Genomic DNA, 14,397 nt, shown 5'->3' with positions numbered 1-14,397 from the left:
TCACGCGGCAGGGCCCGGCGTCGCCCCGGTCCTCAGGCGCCCCCGCGGCCGGTCCGGCCACCCGCTGGGGAGCCGCGGCCCGGACGCGGGACGGCCGCCGACGCGCCGGTCACGGCGCCTCGACGGCCACGCGTCACTGCTCCCCGCACGTGGTGCCACGGGCGGGGGTCAGTCGGAGATGAGTCCCTCGCGCAGCTGCGCCAGCGTCCGGGTGAGCAGCCGGGAGACGTGCATCTGGGAGATGCCGACCTCCTCGCCGATCTGCGACTGGGTCATGTTGGCGAAGAAGCGGAGCATGATGATCCGGCGTTCGCGCGGGGGCAGCTTGGCGAGCAGCGGCTTCAGGGACTCGCGGTACTCGACGCCCTCCAGGGCGCTGTCCTCGTAGCCCAGCCGGTCGGCCAGGGACCCCTCGCCGCCGTCGTCCTCCGGGGCCGGCGAGTCCAGCGAGGACGCCGTGTACGCGTTGCCGACGGCCAGTCCGTCGACCACGTCTTCCTCGGACACGCCCAGCACGGCGGCGAGTTCGCCGACCGTGGGGGAGCGGTCCAGCTTCTGGGAGAGCTCGTCGCCGGCCTTGGTCAGGGCCAGGCGCAGCTCCTGCAGCCGCCTGGGCACCCGCACCGACCAGGAGGTGTCCCGGAAGAACCGCTTGATCTCCCCGACCACCGTCGGCATCGCGAAGGTCGGGAACTCCACGCCGCGTTCGCAGTCGAACCGGTCGATCGCCTTGATCAGGCCGATGGTGCCGACCTGGACGATGTCCTCCATCGGCTCGTTGCGGGAGCGGAAGCGGGCCGCCGCGTACCGCACGAGGGGGAGGTTCAGCTCGATCAGGGTGTCCCGGACGTAGGCACGCTCGGGGCTGTTCTCGTCGAGTGCGGCGAGCCGCAGGAACAGGGAGCGGGACAGGGTGCGGGTGTCGATGTCTCCCGAGTCCGGCAGCACCGGGACGTCGGCCGGGACCTCCGCCGGGGCGTCTGCCGTCGGGAGGGCCGGGGCCGGCACGGCCCCGAGGGCCGTAACGTCGTCGAGCACGTCGGGCTCGGCGGTCGCTGCCTCGCTCTTCGTGAGCGTGAGCACCTTCGAGCTGCCCTGTTCTGCGGACATGCCACCCCCTTTGGGTCGCGGGACGGTCTGGCGGACGCTCCCGTCGAGGAACGCAGCCTTCACCTGAATACCGGCGCCGGGGCACCGGCAAACGCGCTTCCCGCAGAATGTCACATGTCGGCAACACGCTGTAGTGACATGTCGACATGCACGATGCGAATCCGCCCTGGAAACAAGGGGTCTGACGGTGTTTCGGCAGCAGAAGCGCGCTGATCGCCCAGGTGAGCGATTCGCCCGTGAAGGTGGTCGATGGATCAGGCTTTCGGTTGTGCGCCGGTTTGATTCACCCGGTGCGCAAACGGCTCCATACGGGCGTCCCGTACCGTCCGGCAGGGGGACCCGCCCCCTCGGGTGTCACGCCCTCCGGCGTCACGCCTCGATGCGGTTGGCCGAGCGCAGCCGCTGGAAGCTGCGGGCGAGCAGCCGGGAGACGTGCATCTGGGAGACGCCCAGTTCCGCGCTGATCTGGGACTGGGTCAGGTTGCTGTAGTAGCGCAGCAGCAGGATCCGCTGCTCGCGTTCCGGCAGTTGCACCAGCAAGTGCCGGACGAGGTCACGGTGCTCCACGCCGTCCAGGGCGGGATCCTCGTAGCCCAGCCGGTCGAGCAGTCCGGGCAGCCCGTCGCCCTCCTGGGCGGCCTCCAGCGAGGTGGCGTGGTACGACCGCCCGGCCTCGATGCAGGACAGCACCTCGTCCTCGGTGATCCGCAGCCGCTCGGCGATCTCCGCGGTCGTCGGGGAGCGCCCGAAGGCGGTGGTCAGGTCCTCCGTCGCGCTGTTGACCTGCACCCACAGCTCGTGCAGCCGGCGCGGTACGTGGACGGTGCGCACGTTGTCGCGGAAGTAGCGCTTGATCTCGCCGACCACCGTGGGCATCGCGAAGGTGGGGAACTGCACGCCCCGGTCCGGGTCGAAGCGGTCGATGGCGTTGATCAGCCCGATGGTGCCGACCTGGACGACGTCCTCCATCGGCTCGTTGCGGGAACGGAAGCGGGCCGCGGCGTACCGCACCAGCGGCAGGTTGGCCTCGATCAGCGCCCCGCGCACCCGGTCGTGCTCCGGTGTGCCCGGCTGGAGCTCCTTGAGCTGGGCGAAGAGGACCTGGGTGAGGGCCCGGGTGTCGGCACCGCGGCTGCGCGGTGCGGTCTCCTGGGGCGGCGCAGTACTGGCCGACACGGTCAACGCCACCTCTTCATCGATCAACCCGTCCGTCAAAAGCGGTCATAGCATCACAAGACATGCGCAATGTGGCAAGCACCACATAAAGCCGTGTTGAGGGATGAGTTGGGATGAAAGTGGCCGGTGGAGACAGGCAAGAGCCCCCCGCCGGAACGGCGGAGGGCTCGGACGTGGCAGCGGCCGCGCGGTGCCCCGCGGCTCAGTACTCGTAGTCCGCGATCACCCAGGTGGCGAACTCCTTCCAGAGCGCCACCCCCGCCTGGTGCTCCGGGTGCTCCACGTACCGGCGCAGCGCGTCGGCGTCCTCGAAGCCCGAGTTGATGGCGAAGTCGTAGGCGATGGGCCGGTCGCTGAGGTTCCAGCCCAGCTCCCAGAAGCGGATCTCGGGGATCTTGCCGTCGAGCGCGCGGAACGCCTCGACACCCTTCACCACGCGCGGGTCGTCGCGGTCGACGCCCTCGTCGAGCTTGAACAGGACCAGGTGGCGGATCATGACTTTCCTCCGTTGGCGACCCACGTCGCGAAGTCGCCCAGTGCCCCCGCGGCGTCCGATATGCCCTCGAAGCCTATCTGGACGTAGTCGGCGGCCTTGGCCGGGTCCGTGATGATCACGTACAGCACGAAGACCACGACCAGATAGACGGCGATCTTCTTGGCGTTCACCGCCACCGCGGCCTCCCCTGTGACTGCCGTGCCCCCTTTGGGCCCCTGTTGTCGGCGGTGAGTGTATCCGCCACGGCGATCACCCCGTCGTACGGAAGGACTTATGGCCCGGGTGACGGGGCCCTTCGCCGCCTCCGCCGGCCGGGCCGGGGGCGCAGGATGGACGGGCGGCCCCGGCGGAACCGGCAGGACTCCCCGGGGTCCCGGGACAGGCCCCACTGCGGGTGCGCGCACCGCCTCCCCGCGGACGGCGCGCACAGCGGGCCGTCCCCACCGGGGGAGGCGGCTCATCCCCCGCGCCGCCTCCCCCGGACCCGGACTCGGACCCGGAGGACGGAGCACGGAGCACGGCGCAGGGCGCACGCACGAAGGGCCCCACCTGGCGGTGGGGCCCTTCTTCAGCGGTAGCGGAGGGATTTGAACCCTCGGTGACTTGCGCCACACTCGCTTTCGAGGCGAGCTCCTTCGGCCGCTCGGACACGCTACCGAGGGAGACCTTACAGCACACCGGCCCCTGGTCCGAAATCCGATTCCCGGCGGTCGGGGGCAGCCGGGGCGGCGGCGCCCGGGGGGCTCAGCGCGCGCGGAAGAAGTCCGTGAGCAGCCGCGCGCAGTCCTCGGCGAGGACACCCTCGATCACCTCGGGGCGGTGGTTCAGCCGGCGGTCGCGGACGACGTCCCACAGCGAGCCGGCGGCGCCCGCCTTGTCGTCCCGGGCGCCGTAGACCACCCGGTCCACCCGGGACTGCACCAGGGCGCCCGCACACATCGTGCAGGGCTCCAGCGTGACCACCAGGGTGCAGTCGGACAGCCGCCACTCGCCCAGTGCGGCGGCCGCCCGGCGGATCGCCAGGACCTCCGCGTGCGCGGTGGGGTCGCCGGTCGCCTCCCGCTCGTTGTGGCCGGCCGCCAGGACCGTCGTGCCGTCCGGGGCGAGCACGACCGCGCCGACCGGGACGTCCCCGCCCCGGGCGGCCAGCCGTGCCTCGTCCAGGGCGAGCCGCATGGCGGTTCGCCAGCGGTCGCGCACCGGGTCGGCGGAGCCCGGTGCGCCGCCGGTCGGTGGTGGACTGGTCAGCGGACCGCCTCCAGGACGTCGGCGGCCCCGAGGGCGTCGGCGATCGAGTTGACCGCGTCACCGTCCAGGGCGCGCAGTACCTTGGCGTCGATGCCCAGGTCGTCGAGGAGGCCGGGGTCGCCGACCGGGCCGTGCGGCACGGTCTCGGCGGAGACGCCGGCCGCGGCGTCCTCGTCGTCCGCGGGCTCCGGTTCGCCGTCCTCGGTGCCGTCGAGGTCGAGGGCGTCCAGGTCGGGGACGTCGTCCCCGGGCTCCCGGCCGAGCAGTTCGTCGGTGAGCAGGATCTCGCCGTAGCTGCTGCGGGCAGCGGCCGAGGCGTCCGACACATAGATCCTGGGGTCGTCCTCGCCGTCGACCCGGACGACGCCGAACCAGGCGCCCTCCTGCTCGATCAGGACGAGCACCGTGTCCTCGTCCGGGGCGGCCTCCCGGGCCAGGTCGGCCAGATCCGACAGGGTTTCCACATCGTCGAGCTCTGTGTCGCTCGCTTCCCACCCGTCTTCGGTGCGCGCGAGCAGTGCGGCGAAGTACACCGTGACTCTCCCACTGGTCATAGGCGTGCCGGTTGGGGGTCCCCCCGGCGGAGGTTACGGGCGGGGAGTTCAGGGCTCCGAGCCCCACCCACTCGGAATCGTGGCAGAAACAAAGCGTTCAGGGGACGTCTTCGGCTCCCTGTGTCCGGCTGTTTTGTCGCGTGTCCGCGAAGGACTCACCAGCGCTCTCGTTGCCGCCACCTGCGGATCGTACGCGGCATCGGGGACGGTCGGCGCCCGCCCACCCCGACAACGGCCGTACGCGGTACGGATCTTCCCACCGGTGGGTGCGTTGCGGCGGTTACCAGCGGAACGTTCGCATACGCATCGCGTGGCGCAGCCGGGCCGCCTTCGCGCGGCGCGGCTGGACACGGTCGCGAAGTTCCCGGGCCTCGGCGAGTTCCCGCAGGAACCTCGCCCGCCGGCGTCGGCGCTCCGCGTCGGTCTCCGGGCGGGACCCGTCGTCCGACGGATCGGGCGCGGGCAGGTCCGGCAGCTCGGGCACAGGCACACCTCCCAGTCCGTCCTCCACTTTCCCCCGGACGGGCGGTTTGACGCCACCGTGCGACGAGCGGAACGGGCCGGCGGGCGCGGTTACTGTTAGGGCATGCGTCTCCACGTCGTCGACCACCCCCTGGTCGCCCACAAGCTCACCACGCTGCGCGACCAGCGCACCGACTCCGCGACCTTCCGCCGTCTCGCCGACGAGCTGGTCACCCTGCTCGCCTACGAGGCGACGCGCGACGTGCGCACCGAGCAGGTCGACATCCAGACGCCGGTCGCCCGCACCACCGGCGTCAAGCTCTCCCACCCGCGCCCGCTGGTGGTGCCGATCCTGCGCGCCGGGCTCGGCATGCTGGAGGGCATGGTGCGGCTGCTGCCGACCGCCGAGGTCGGCTTCATGGGCATGATCCGCAACGAGGAGACGCTCCAGGCCTCGACCTACGCCACCCGGATGCCGGAGGACCTCTCCGGCCGCCAGGTCTACGTCCTCGACCCGATGCTGGCCACCGGCGGCACCCTCGTCGCGGCGATCCAGGAGCTGATCGCGCGCGGTGCGGACGACGTGACCGCCGTGGTGCTGCTGGCCTCCCCGGAGGGGGTGGAGGTCATGGAGCGCGAGCTGGCCGGAACCCCGGTCACGGTCGTGACCGCCTCGGTCGACGAGCGGCTGAACGAGCAGGGCTACATCGTCCCGGGCCTCGGCGACGCCGGGGACCGGATGTACGGCTCGGCGGAGTAGCCGCCCCGGGGCGCCGGACACGGCCGGCCGGCGCCGGCCCGGCCGCAGGCCCGACGGGGGCACCCGGCCGTGGTCCCGTGGGGGTACCCGGTCGTAGTCCGCGAGGGTTCCTGGTCATGGGTCGGGGGAATCCCCGGCAAGGTCCCGTGGGGTACCCGGCCATGGTCCCGTGGGCGTTCCCGGTCGTGAGTGCGCAGGGGGTCCCGGCCGTGGTCCCGTGCGGGTCCCCGGCGCAGTCCCCAGGCGTTCAGCAGGTCTTCTTCGCCGTCGTCGCCGGTGCCGGCTCCGGGGCGGCCAGTGCGGCCAGGGCCTTGTCGGCGGCCGGCCGGGGGGCCAGGGACGTGAAGGCGTCGCCGATGATCAGATCGACGGCGGCGCCCGCGCGCGCGGCGTCGGTGCGGCGCTCGGCGGCCGGGAACTGCGCGGCGAGCACGGGCAGCGAGGTGTCGAGGGCGGCGCTCGGGCCGAGGAGTATTCCGGCGCTCTTGACCTTCTTGTCGTACTGCTTCGGCGCGTTGCCCACGTCCCCGATGCGGAAGCCGCGCTTCTTCAGCTCGTCGGCGGTCTTCCTGGCGAGGCCGGCGCGGGTGGTGGCGTTGAGGACGTTCACGGTGACGGCGCGCGGCTCGGGCAGTGCGGCGGCGGTCCTGCTCGCGCTCGGTGACGGGGTGGCCCCGGTGCGGCAGCGGGTGGTGGACCCGGCCGCCGCGGCCTTGTCCCCGTTGCCGGTGAAGACGTCGACCAGCTGGAGGGTGCCCCAGCCGAGCATGCCGAGGACGGCGGCGGAGGCGGCGGCGAGGACCACGAGCCTGCCGCGCCTGCGGGGCCGGCGCATCCGCGGGTACTTGTCCCCCGTGATCCGGTACTGGCCGCCCATGCCGGGGGGAGTCAGCATGCTCATGGGCGCAGCGTAGTGCGCGCGGGCGACGATGCCTATTAGATGATCACTCGACGTCGCGCGGAAAGTGTGAAGAGAACCCGAAAGGGCCAATCGGGGCCCGCGGGCGGTCAGTCCAGTTCGAGTACGCGCGCGTGCAGCACCTGGCGCTGCTGGAGGGCCGCGCGGACTGCGCGGTGCAGGCCGTCCTCCAGGTAGAGGTCGCCCTGCCACTTCACGACGTGCGCGAAGAGGTCGCCGTAGAAGGTGGAGTCCTCGGCGAGCAGGGTCTCCAGGTCGAGCTGCTGCTTGGTCGTCACGAGCTGATCGAGGCGGACCGGGCGCGGCGCGACGTCCGCCCACTGCCGGGTGCTCTCCCGGCCGTGGTCGGGGTACGGCCGGCCGTTTCCGATGCGCTTGAAGATCACACGGAAAGCCTACCGGTCCCGGCGTTCCGGGCGCAGCCATGAAGAGCGAGTGCGACGCTGGAAAAGATGCCGTGAACCGGGGCGAACCGGAAACGGAGGCCGATGTGAGAGGGCTGCCATGAGCGACCGCGAGACCCCGCCGGCCACCCCCGCGCCCGAGCCGCCCGCAGGCGCTCCCGCGCTCCCCGCGGAGGCGCTCCGGATCGCCTCCGGATACGCCTTCGACGGGCCCGCCCTCGACCTGGGTGCCCTGCTCTGGGACGGCCGGTGCCTGCCCGACGCGCGGGTGCGCGTCCCGCTGCCGATGCTCAACCGGCACGGGCTGGTCGCGGGCGCCACCGGCACCGGCAAGACCAAGACGCTCCAGCTGATCGCCGAGCAGCTGTCGGCGCAGGGTGTGCCGGTGTTCCTGGCCGACGTGAAGGGCGACGTGTCGGGCATCGCGGCGCCGGGCGCGGACGACCACAGGGTCCGCTCACGTGCCGCCGAGGTCCGCCAGCCGTGGACGGCGACCGGCTTCCCCGCCGAGTTCTACGCCCTCGGCGGCCTCGGCCGCGGCATCCCCGTACGGGCCACGGTCACCGGCTTCGGCCCGGTCCTGCTGTCCAAGGTCCTCGGGCTGAACCAGACCCAGGAGCAGTCCCTCGGGCTGGTCTTCCACTACGCCGACGGCAAGGGCCTGGAACTGCTCGACCTGAAGGACCTGCGGGCGGTCGTCGCGTTCCTCACCTCCGACGAGGGCAGGGCCGAACTGAAGGAGCTCGGCGGACTGTCGGCGGCCACGGCCGGGGTGATCCTGCGCTCGCTGACCGCGTTCGAGGCGCAGGGCATGGGGGCGTTCTTCGGGGAGCCGGAGTTCGACACGGCGGAGCTGCTGCGGACGGCGCCGGACGGCCGGGGCGTCGTCTCGGTCCTCGAACTGCCCGCCGTCCAGGACAAGCCGCGGCTGTTCTCCACGTTCCTGATGTGGCTGCTGGCGGACCTCTTCCACGACCTGCCCGAGGTCGGGGACGTGGACGAGCCGAAGCTCGTGTTCTTCTTCGACGAGGCGCACCTGCTGTTCGGCGACGCGTCCAAGGCGTTCCTGGAGTCGGTCACGCAGACGGTGCGGCTGATCCGCTCCAAGGGGGTCGGCGTCTTCTTCGTGACCCAGACCCCGAAGGACGTCCCCGCCGACGTCCTCGCCCAGCTCGGCAACCGGGTCCAGCACGCGCTGCGCGCCTTCACCCCGGACGACCAGAAGGCGCTGAAGGCCACGGTGCGCACCTTCCCGGACTCCGCCTACGACCTGGAGGAGCTGCTGACCGGCCTGGGCACGGGGGAGGCGGTGGTGACGGTGCTCAGCGAGCGGGGCGCGCCGACCCCGGTCGCCGCGACCCGGCTGCGGGCGCCGGAGTCGCTGATGGGCCCGCTGGAGCCGGCCGCGCTGGACCGGGCGGTGACGGGCTCGGCGCTCTTCGAGCGGTATGCACAGGCTGTGGACAGGGAGTCGGCGTACGAGAAGCTGCGACGGAGCGAGGAGCCGCGACCGGAGCCGGTCCGTCGGCCCACGGTGCCCTCACGCCCGGCGGACGACAGGAACGGCCGGGGCGGGGACGACAGGGACGAGGAGCGGAGGGGCCGCCGGGGCCGGAAGGACGGCAGGGGCGCGAAGGACGAAGCCTCCCTCCTGGAACAGGCCGTCGGCAGCGGTGTGTTCAGGTCCCTGGCCCGCTCGGTCGGCACCCAGATCGGGCGGGAGATCACCCGGTCCCTCTTCGGCACGGCCCGGCGCAGGCGCTGACCCGGCCGGGCCGTGCCGGGGGCGGGTCAACGGCGCCGTTCCTTCACCGAGGGCTGCTGCGGGCGCGGCTGCCGTGCTTCCGGCTTCCGTGCGCTGCGCGCCGCCTCGGCGCGGACCAGGGCGCGCAGCACCGCGTACGGATCCATGGGCATGGCTGTGCTCCTTGCGTCGTGGTGGTACGGACCGGGGCGGGCCCGGTCAGCAGCGCAGCACCACGGAGCGCAGGGCACACGGGCGGTAGGGCGGGCGGGCCGGCGCGGCGGGGCCCGCGAGGGGGCGGGACGGGGCCGGGCGGGCCGTACGGGCCCGCGGCGGCCGCCGGGACGCGACGGGACGCCCGGCACCCCGCGTGACGGGCCGCAGCGCCGCCTCGGTGAGGTCCGCCTCGGCGGCCTCGCCGGCCACGGCCGCCACCGGGGTCGCGGCGACCGCGCCGGGCGTGCCCGGCATCAGCAGCGCGAGCAGCAGCACGAGCACCCGCAGCCGGACCGGGCTGCGCCGGGGACTCGCCGTGGTGCTCACGGAAGTCGTCTCCCCGGCGGACCCACGGCACGCACCGCGCCACCCGCGAGATCCGCCCGCTCGGCTTACCCGGGGGCGGAGCGCGCCGCGGGTGTACGGGCGCCAGGACGGGCCCGCGGTTCGTGCGGGACTCGGTGCCTCGGCCATGGTCCAAGCTCGGACCGCGCGGCCGACGCCCGCCACCTGGACGGGCCGCCCGAACGACCGCTACTTGCGCTGCCCGTCCGCCTTGGCGGCCTTCGCCGCCGCCTTCATCTCCTGCTTGTGCGCCCGCACCTTGGCCAGCGACTGGGGCCCGGTGATGTCGGCGACGGAGCGGAAGGTCCCGGGCTGCCCGTAGTCCCCGGCCGCCTCCTGCCACCCGTCGGGCCGCACCCCGAGCTGCTTGCCGAGCAGGGCGAGGAAGATCTGCGCCTTCTGCTTGCCGAAGCCGGGCAGTTCCTGGAGCCGTCCCAGCAGCTCGCGCCCACTGCCCGCGTCCCGCCACACGGCCTCGGCGTCACCGTCGTAGGTCTCCACGAGGTACTGGCACAGCCGCTGGATCCGCTGGGCCATCGAGCCCGGGTAGCGGTGCACGGCGGGTTTCTCGCTGAGCAGCGCGGCGAACGCCTCCGGGTCGTGGGCGGCGATCTCGTGCGCGTCGAGGTCGTCGGCGCCGAGCCGCCGGGCGATCGTCGCCGGCCCCTTGAACGCCCACTCCATCGGGATCTGCTGGTCGAGCAGCATGCCGACCAGCGCGGCGAGCGGGCTGCGGCCGAGGAGCGCGTCGGCGTCCGGGTCCTGTGCGAGTCGGAGGGTGACGTCCATGGAGCGATGATCCCGCGTCCGGGGCGGGGCCGCGCGTCCGGCGGGTTCCCCCGTGCGGGGCCCCGCCGGGGCCCTCAGTCCGCGCGCCAGTACCCCAGCGCGTGCAGCCGTTCCTTCGGCACGGACAGCTCCTTGCGGACGTACGCGGCGAGGGTGCGGGTGGTCGCGGTGTCGCAGGCGATCCAGACGTACGGGTGCGGGGTGGCCCGCAGCAGGGCCGGCAGCTCGGCCCTGACCCGCTCCGCGAGCCGGGCGCCGCCGTCCTCGCGCGGCACGGTCCGTATCTCGTGCCGGGCGGTGTCCGCGCGGCACGGCAGTCCGTCCGTGGCCCCTTCGAACCAGAGCGTGGCGGGGGTGGCGGCGAACGCGCCGAGCAGCGAGTTGAGGGCGGGCAGCGACGCCGGGTCGCCGATCGCGAAGACGTGCGAGGGGGCGGGCTCGGGCGGGTGGAAGCCGGTGCCCTGGACGGTCGCCTCGATGGTGTCCCCGGCCCGCGCCGTCCGCGCCCAGTCGCTGGCGCACCCTTCGTGGAGGGCGAACTCCAGGCTGAAGGTGCCGGCCGCGGGGTCGGGGTCGACGAGGGTGTAGGCCCGCTGGTGGGGCTTGCCCGCGTTGTCGAACCAGAGCCGGACCCACATGGTCGGGTGGACACCGGTGGCCGCGAGCAGCCCGCCGTCGGTGAGGTGCACCCGCCGGTAGTCCTCGGTGACGTCCTCGGCGCCCGTCACGGTGAGGACGTAGTCCTTCCCGCGCATCAGTTTCAGGACCGCGCCCTGCCAGCCGTGCCCCTGCCCCATGGACCCCCCTCGCGCTTCGCGTACGATTCCGCCACGAAATGACTTAGGCAAGCCTAACCTAAAGCAAAGAGGGGTCACAGGGGTGACGACAGAAAGATCCGGGGGCGACGGGATCTACCGGGACACGTGGGGCATCCCGCATCTGCGGGCCGGCGGCGTGGCCGAACTCGCCCGCGCCCAGGGCCGGGTGACCGCCCTCGACCGCGCCTGGCAGCTCGAGACCGAACGCCACCGGGCCCAGGGCACGTCGGCGGCTTTCCTCGGCACCGACGCCCTCTCCTGGGACCTGCTCGCCCGCCGCGCCCGGCTGGCCGACACCGCCCGCCGCTGCTTCGACGCCCTCACCGTACGCGACCCGGAGTCGGCCGCGTTCGTCCGGGCGTACGTCGACGGCGTCAACGACGCCCTCGCGGAAGGCGCCCGCCGCACCCCCGAGTTCACCCGGACCGGCCTCGCGCCCGGCCGCTGGGAGCCCTGGACCCCGTTCGCCGTCTGGCTGTCCACCCACATCCTCTTCGCCGGCTTCCCCGCCAAGCTCTGGCGCGCCCACGCCGTACGGCACCTGGGGCCCGAGGCCGTCGGACTGTTCGCCACCGACGGGCCCGGCACCTCCGGCAGCAACGGCTGGCTGGTCTCCGGCGAACGCACCGTCACCGGCCACGCCGTCATCGCCGGCGACCCCCACCGCTGGATCGAGGACCCCGGCGTCTACCAGCAGATCCACCTGTCGTGCCCCGAGTTCGACGCCATCGGCCTCGCCGTGCCCGGCATCCCCGGCATCGCCCACTTCGGCCACACCGGCCACGTCGCCTGGGCCATCACCAACGCGATGGCCGACTACCAGGACCTCTACGAGGAACGGCTGCGCCGCACCGGAGCCGGGGTGGAGGCCCTCGGCCCCGACGGCGCCTGGCACCGTGCCGCCCTGCACACCGAGTACGTCGAGGTGCGCGGCGAGGAGATGGTGCCCGTCGAGGTGATCGAGACCGACCGGGGCCCGGTCGTCGCGGGCGGCCCGGAAGGCCTCGACGACGGCACCCCGCTGGCCCTCAGCCTGCGCTACCCGCCCCGCGTCACCGCCGACCTCGGCTTCGGCGCCCTGCTGCCGCTGCTGCGGGCCCGCACGGTGGCCGACGTCGACCGGGCCTTCGACCGGTGGGCCGAGCCGGTCAACGTGGTCCAGGCCGCCGACACCCGGGGCGGCACCCTGCACCGGGTCGCGGGCCGGGTGCCGCAGCGGCCCCTCGCCAACCGGGTGCGGCCCGTCCCCGCCTGGGAGCCCGGCCACGAGTGGACCGGCTGGCTGGAGCCGCCTCGCGCGGGCCTCACGGACGGTGTCGCCGTCATGGCCAACCAGCGCGGCCCCGCGGGGCCCCTGGGCGTCGAGTTCGCCCCGCCGCACCGCGCCGAGCGCATCGCCGCCCTGCTCGCGGAGAAGGAACGCTGGGCGGCAGGCGACATGCCCGCGCTCCACATGGACACCCACCTCGCCTCCGCCGCGCCCCTCCTCGACGGGCTCGCCGCCCTCGACGGCCTGACCCCCGAGGCCGAACGGCTGCGCGGCCGGCTGCTGCGCTGGGACCGCCACATGGACGCCGGCAGCACCGATGCCGCCGCCTACGCGGCCGTGCGCGGCGCGCTCGTCCGCCGCCTCGCCGCACACCCGGTGTTCGCACCGCTCACCCGGGTGCCCGCGTACCCCGAGGCCCTGATGCCCTGGCTCAACCCGACCGTACGCATCGGCTACGCCCTCGAACACCTCCTGCGCGCGCGGGAGCTGTACGGCATCGACCGTCCCGCCCTGCTGCGTGAGGCGCTGGAGGAGGTCGCGGGGGAGCCGCCGCGGGGAGCCTGGGGCGACACCCACCGCCTCGCCCCCTGGCGGGCGCTGACCGGCACGTCGTACGACGAGCCCGGCCTGTCCGGTGACCACGACTGCGTGCTGTGCACCTCCGCCGTCCCCGGCCTCACCGACCTGGCCGCCCGGGGCCCGGCCGCGCGTTTCGTGTGGGACCTGGCCCGGCGCGAGGACAGCCGCTGGGTGGTGCCGTTCGGCGCGTCCGGCGTGCCCGGCTCGCCGCACCACCGTGACCAGCTCCCCCTGTGGACCGGGGGAGAACTCGTCCCGGTCGTCACCGACTGGGATCAGCTCGTGAAGGAGACCGATGTCTGAGCAGCCGCTGTCCGACCCCTATGTTTCACGTGAAACCGTCCACGAGGAGGCGGTCGACGGCTTCGGCACCGTCCGCATCCTGCCCCTCGACGCCACAGCGGACGCCGAGGTCGTCCACGGCTGGGTCAGCGAGGAGCGGGCCGCCTTCTGGGGCATGAACGGCCTGACCCGGGAGCAGGTCGCCGACGTCTACCTCCACATGGAGACCCTCGACACCCACCACGCCTTCCTCGTCGTGAAGGACGGCACCCCGGCCGCCCTGCTCCAGACCTACGAGCCGGAGGCCGACCGGGTGAGCGAGTGCTACCAGGTCGAGCCGGGCGACATCGGTGTCCACCTGCTCCTCGCTCCCTCCTCGGCGACGGGCGGCGCGCGCTCCGGCTGGACGGCCGGACTGGTGGCCGCCGTCACCGGATACGTCTTCCGCACCCTGGGCCGGCGCCGGGTCGTCGTCGACCCGGACGTGCGCAACGAGAAGGCCATCGCCCGGTTCGCGAGGCAAGGCTTCGAGACGGGCCCGGCGGTGGTGCTTCCCGAGGTCGACCTGCCGGAGGTGCACATCCCGCAGAAGCGGGCCCAGCTCGCCTTCCTGCGCAGGGAGACCGTCTTCCCGGAGTGACGGCCCCGGGCGGAGACGGACGCCGCGGTAGCCTTCCCGGCGTGACGCCAGAAGACCTTGTCGCGCACTACGGACTGGAACCGATCCCGCGCGAGGGCGGCCTGTTCCGGCGCACCTGGGCCGGGCCCGAACGTCCGGACGGCCGCCCCGAGGGCAGCGCCATCGTCGCCCTGCTCACCCGGGACGACCACTCCGCGCTGCACCGTCTCCCCACCGACGAGATCTGGCACTTCTACCTCGGCGACCCCCTGGAACTCCTCCTGCTCGCCCCCGACGGCACGACCCGCACCACCGTGCTGGGCCCGGACGTCCTCGGCGGCCAGCAGGTCCAGCTCACCGTGCCCGCGGACACCTGGATGGGCGGCCGGGTCGCCGAGGGCGGCTCCTGGACGTTCTTCGGCTGCACCATGGCCCCCGGCTTCACCTACGACGACTACGAGCACGGCGACCCGGCCGACCTGACGGCACGTTACCCGTCCCAGGCCGGCCGGATCGTGGAACTCTGCCGTCCATGAGAAGCGGCTGAACGCGCGGGGCGCGGCATCCGTATGACTCCTGAGTGCTGGCGGGCTTTCCCGGAGGTGT

18 protein-coding genes and 1 tRNA gene are annotated in these 14,397 nt (G+C 73.5%); 5 read left to right on the top strand and 14 right to left on the bottom strand.

The features are described 5' to 3' along the window. Nucleotides 1–168 precede the first annotated feature (168 nt). From SGLAU_RS16280 to SGLAU_RS16245, 8 genes are all read right to left on the bottom strand, one after another. A complete protein-coding gene (locus tag SGLAU_RS16280) occupies nucleotides 169–1,110 on the bottom strand; it encodes an RNA polymerase sigma factor SigF (RefSeq protein ID WP_043502224.1) in 942 nt (313 codons plus the stop codon). A gap of 369 nt (nucleotides 1,111–1,479) precedes the next feature. Beyond that, nucleotides 1,480–2,325, bottom strand: a complete 846-nt coding sequence (locus SGLAU_RS16275; RefSeq protein WP_043502222.1) for an RNA polymerase sigma factor SigF — start codon at nucleotides 2,323–2,325, stop codon at nucleotides 1,480–1,482. A 163-nt stretch (nucleotides 2,326–2,488) separates the two neighbouring features. Beyond that, nucleotides 2,489–2,782 carry a Dabb family protein gene (locus SGLAU_RS16270; protein ID WP_043502220.1) on the bottom strand — a complete coding sequence of 98 codons (294 nt, stop codon included), beginning with the start codon at nucleotides 2,780–2,782 and terminating at the stop codon, nucleotides 2,489–2,491. Next, entirely contained in the window at nucleotides 2,779–2,958 is a 180-nt protein-coding gene (locus tag SGLAU_RS16265) for a hypothetical protein (RefSeq protein WP_043502219.1), read from the bottom strand. The genes SGLAU_RS16270 and SGLAU_RS16265 overlap by 4 nt, the downstream gene beginning before the upstream one ends. 396 nt (nucleotides 2,959–3,354) lie before the next feature. Beyond that, a tRNA-Ser gene (locus SGLAU_RS16260) sits at nucleotides 3,355–3,439 on the bottom strand. An 87-nt stretch (nucleotides 3,440–3,526) separates the two neighbouring features. Continuing rightward, the gene (tadA, locus tag SGLAU_RS16255) at nucleotides 3,527–3,958 is read right to left on the bottom strand and encodes a tRNA adenosine(34) deaminase TadA (protein ID WP_043502218.1); all 432 of its coding nucleotides are present in this window, start codon (nucleotides 3,956–3,958) and stop codon (nucleotides 3,527–3,529) included. Nucleotides 3,959–4,026: 68 nt separating this feature from the next. Beyond that, the gene (locus tag SGLAU_RS16250; protein ID WP_043502216.1) at nucleotides 4,027–4,563 is read right to left on the bottom strand and encodes a hypothetical protein; all 537 of its coding nucleotides are present in this window, start codon (nucleotides 4,561–4,563) and stop codon (nucleotides 4,027–4,029) included. A gap of 301 nt (nucleotides 4,564–4,864) precedes the next feature. Continuing rightward, the gene (locus tag SGLAU_RS16245) at nucleotides 4,865–5,059 is read right to left on the bottom strand and encodes a hypothetical protein (protein WP_043506665.1); all 195 of its coding nucleotides are present in this window, start codon (nucleotides 5,057–5,059) and stop codon (nucleotides 4,865–4,867) included. A gap of 111 nt (nucleotides 5,060–5,170) precedes the next feature. On the opposite strand from SGLAU_RS16245, the gene upp reads away from it, so the two are divergent. Next, entirely contained in the window at nucleotides 5,171–5,806 is a 636-nt protein-coding gene (gene upp / locus SGLAU_RS16240; protein WP_043502214.1) for a uracil phosphoribosyltransferase, read from the top strand. 247 nt (nucleotides 5,807–6,053) lie between these two features. Here the strand turns inward: upp and SGLAU_RS16235 are convergent, their stop codons facing one another. After that, nucleotides 6,054–6,683 (bottom strand): LytR C-terminal domain-containing protein, encoded by a 630-nt coding sequence (locus SGLAU_RS16235; protein ID WP_043502212.1) that lies wholly within the window; start codon nucleotides 6,681–6,683, stop codon nucleotides 6,054–6,056. A 131-nt stretch (nucleotides 6,684–6,814) separates the two neighbouring features. Further along, nucleotides 6,815–7,111: a type II toxin-antitoxin system VapB family antitoxin gene (locus SGLAU_RS16230; protein WP_004943146.1), complete on the bottom strand. Its 297-nt coding sequence runs from the start codon at nucleotides 7,109–7,111 to the stop codon at nucleotides 6,815–6,817. Between the two features lie 118 nt (nucleotides 7,112–7,229). Here SGLAU_RS16230 and SGLAU_RS16225 point away from each other — a divergent pair, with 118 nt between their 5' ends. Beyond that, the gene (locus SGLAU_RS16225; protein ID WP_043502211.1) at nucleotides 7,230–8,894 is read left to right on the top strand and encodes a helicase HerA-like domain-containing protein; all 1,665 of its coding nucleotides are present in this window, start codon (nucleotides 7,230–7,232) and stop codon (nucleotides 8,892–8,894) included. 26 nt (nucleotides 8,895–8,920) lie between these two features. Here SGLAU_RS16225 and SGLAU_RS36710 read toward each other — a convergent pair whose 3' ends face one another. The 4 genes from SGLAU_RS36710 to SGLAU_RS16210 all read right to left on the bottom strand — a co-directional run bounded on the left by SGLAU_RS36710 (nucleotide 8,921) and on the right by SGLAU_RS16210 (nucleotide 11,020). Next, on the bottom strand, nucleotides 8,921–9,046 hold the full coding sequence (locus SGLAU_RS36710) for a hypothetical protein (RefSeq protein WP_279628003.1): 126 nt from the start codon (nucleotides 9,044–9,046) through the stop codon (nucleotides 8,921–8,923). 46 nt (nucleotides 9,047–9,092) lie between these two features. Continuing rightward, the gene (locus SGLAU_RS16220; RefSeq protein WP_043502210.1) at nucleotides 9,093–9,416 is read right to left on the bottom strand and encodes a hypothetical protein; all 324 of its coding nucleotides are present in this window, start codon (nucleotides 9,414–9,416) and stop codon (nucleotides 9,093–9,095) included. A gap of 207 nt (nucleotides 9,417–9,623) precedes the next feature. After that, entirely contained in the window at nucleotides 9,624–10,223 is a 600-nt protein-coding gene (locus SGLAU_RS16215; RefSeq protein WP_043502208.1) for an HhH-GPD-type base excision DNA repair protein, read from the bottom strand. A gap of 74 nt (nucleotides 10,224–10,297) precedes the next feature. Further along, on the bottom strand, nucleotides 10,298–11,020 hold the full coding sequence (locus SGLAU_RS16210) for a siderophore-interacting protein (RefSeq protein ID WP_043502207.1): 723 nt from the start codon (nucleotides 11,018–11,020) through the stop codon (nucleotides 10,298–10,300). Nucleotides 11,021–11,102: 82 nt separating this feature from the next. Here SGLAU_RS16210 and SGLAU_RS16205 point away from each other — a divergent pair, with 82 nt between their 5' ends. The 3 genes from SGLAU_RS16205 to SGLAU_RS16195 are packed head-to-tail and all read left to right on the top strand — an operon-like array spanning nucleotide 11,103 to nucleotide 14,327. After that, complete coding sequence (locus SGLAU_RS16205; RefSeq protein WP_043502205.1) at nucleotides 11,103–13,193, top strand: penicillin acylase family protein; 2,091 nt, start codon at nucleotides 11,103–11,105, stop codon at nucleotides 13,191–13,193. Nucleotides 13,194–13,200: 7 nt separating this feature from the next. Then, nucleotides 13,201–13,812: a GNAT family N-acetyltransferase gene (locus SGLAU_RS16200; RefSeq protein ID WP_078958055.1), complete on the top strand. Its 612-nt coding sequence runs from the start codon at nucleotides 13,201–13,203 to the stop codon at nucleotides 13,810–13,812. 41 nt (nucleotides 13,813–13,853) lie between these two features. Beyond that, the gene (locus SGLAU_RS16195) at nucleotides 13,854–14,327 is read left to right on the top strand and encodes a cupin domain-containing protein (protein ID WP_043502202.1); all 474 of its coding nucleotides are present in this window, start codon (nucleotides 13,854–13,856) and stop codon (nucleotides 14,325–14,327) included. The last annotated feature ends 70 nt before the right edge of the window (nucleotides 14,328–14,397 follow it).

Origin of the sequence: Streptomyces glaucescens, from assembly GCF_000761215.1 — a bacterium.
In the GTDB taxonomy this organism is placed as follows: Bacteria; Actinomycetota; Actinomycetes; order Streptomycetales; family Streptomycetaceae; genus Streptomyces; species Streptomyces glaucescens_B.
Note: the sequence above shows the minus strand (reverse complement) of the source record. Positions and strands in the feature narration are given on the sequence as shown.

Coding starts and splice junctions, on each gene's coding strand:
- SGLAU_RS16280 (WP_043502224.1), bottom strand. CDS start 1,110: ATGTCCGCAGAACAGGGCAGCTCGAAGGTGCTCACGCTCACGAAGAGC.
- SGLAU_RS16270 (WP_043502220.1), bottom strand. CDS start 2,782: ATGATCCGCCACCTGGTCCTGTTCAAGCTCGACGAGGGCGTCGACCGC.
- tadA (WP_043502218.1), bottom strand. CDS start 3,958: ATGCGGCTCGCCCTGGACGAGGCACGGCTGGCCGCCCGGGGCGGGGAC.
- upp (WP_043502214.1), top strand. CDS start 5,171: ATGCGTCTCCACGTCGTCGACCACCCCCTGGTCGCCCACAAGCTCACC.
- SGLAU_RS16235 (WP_043502212.1), bottom strand. CDS start 6,683: ATGGGCGGCCAGTACCGGATCACGGGGGACAAGTACCCGCGGATGCGC.
- SGLAU_RS16225 (WP_043502211.1), top strand. CDS start 7,230: ATGAGCGACCGCGAGACCCCGCCGGCCACCCCCGCGCCCGAGCCGCCC.
- SGLAU_RS36710 (WP_279628003.1), bottom strand. CDS start 9,046: ATGCCCATGGATCCGTACGCGGTGCTGCGCGCCCTGGTCCGCGCCGAG.
- SGLAU_RS16215 (WP_043502208.1), bottom strand. CDS start 10,223: ATGGACGTCACCCTCCGACTCGCACAGGACCCGGACGCCGACGCGCTC.
- SGLAU_RS16210 (WP_043502207.1), bottom strand. CDS start 11,020: ATGGGGCAGGGGCACGGCTGGCAGGGCGCGGTCCTGAAACTGATGCGC.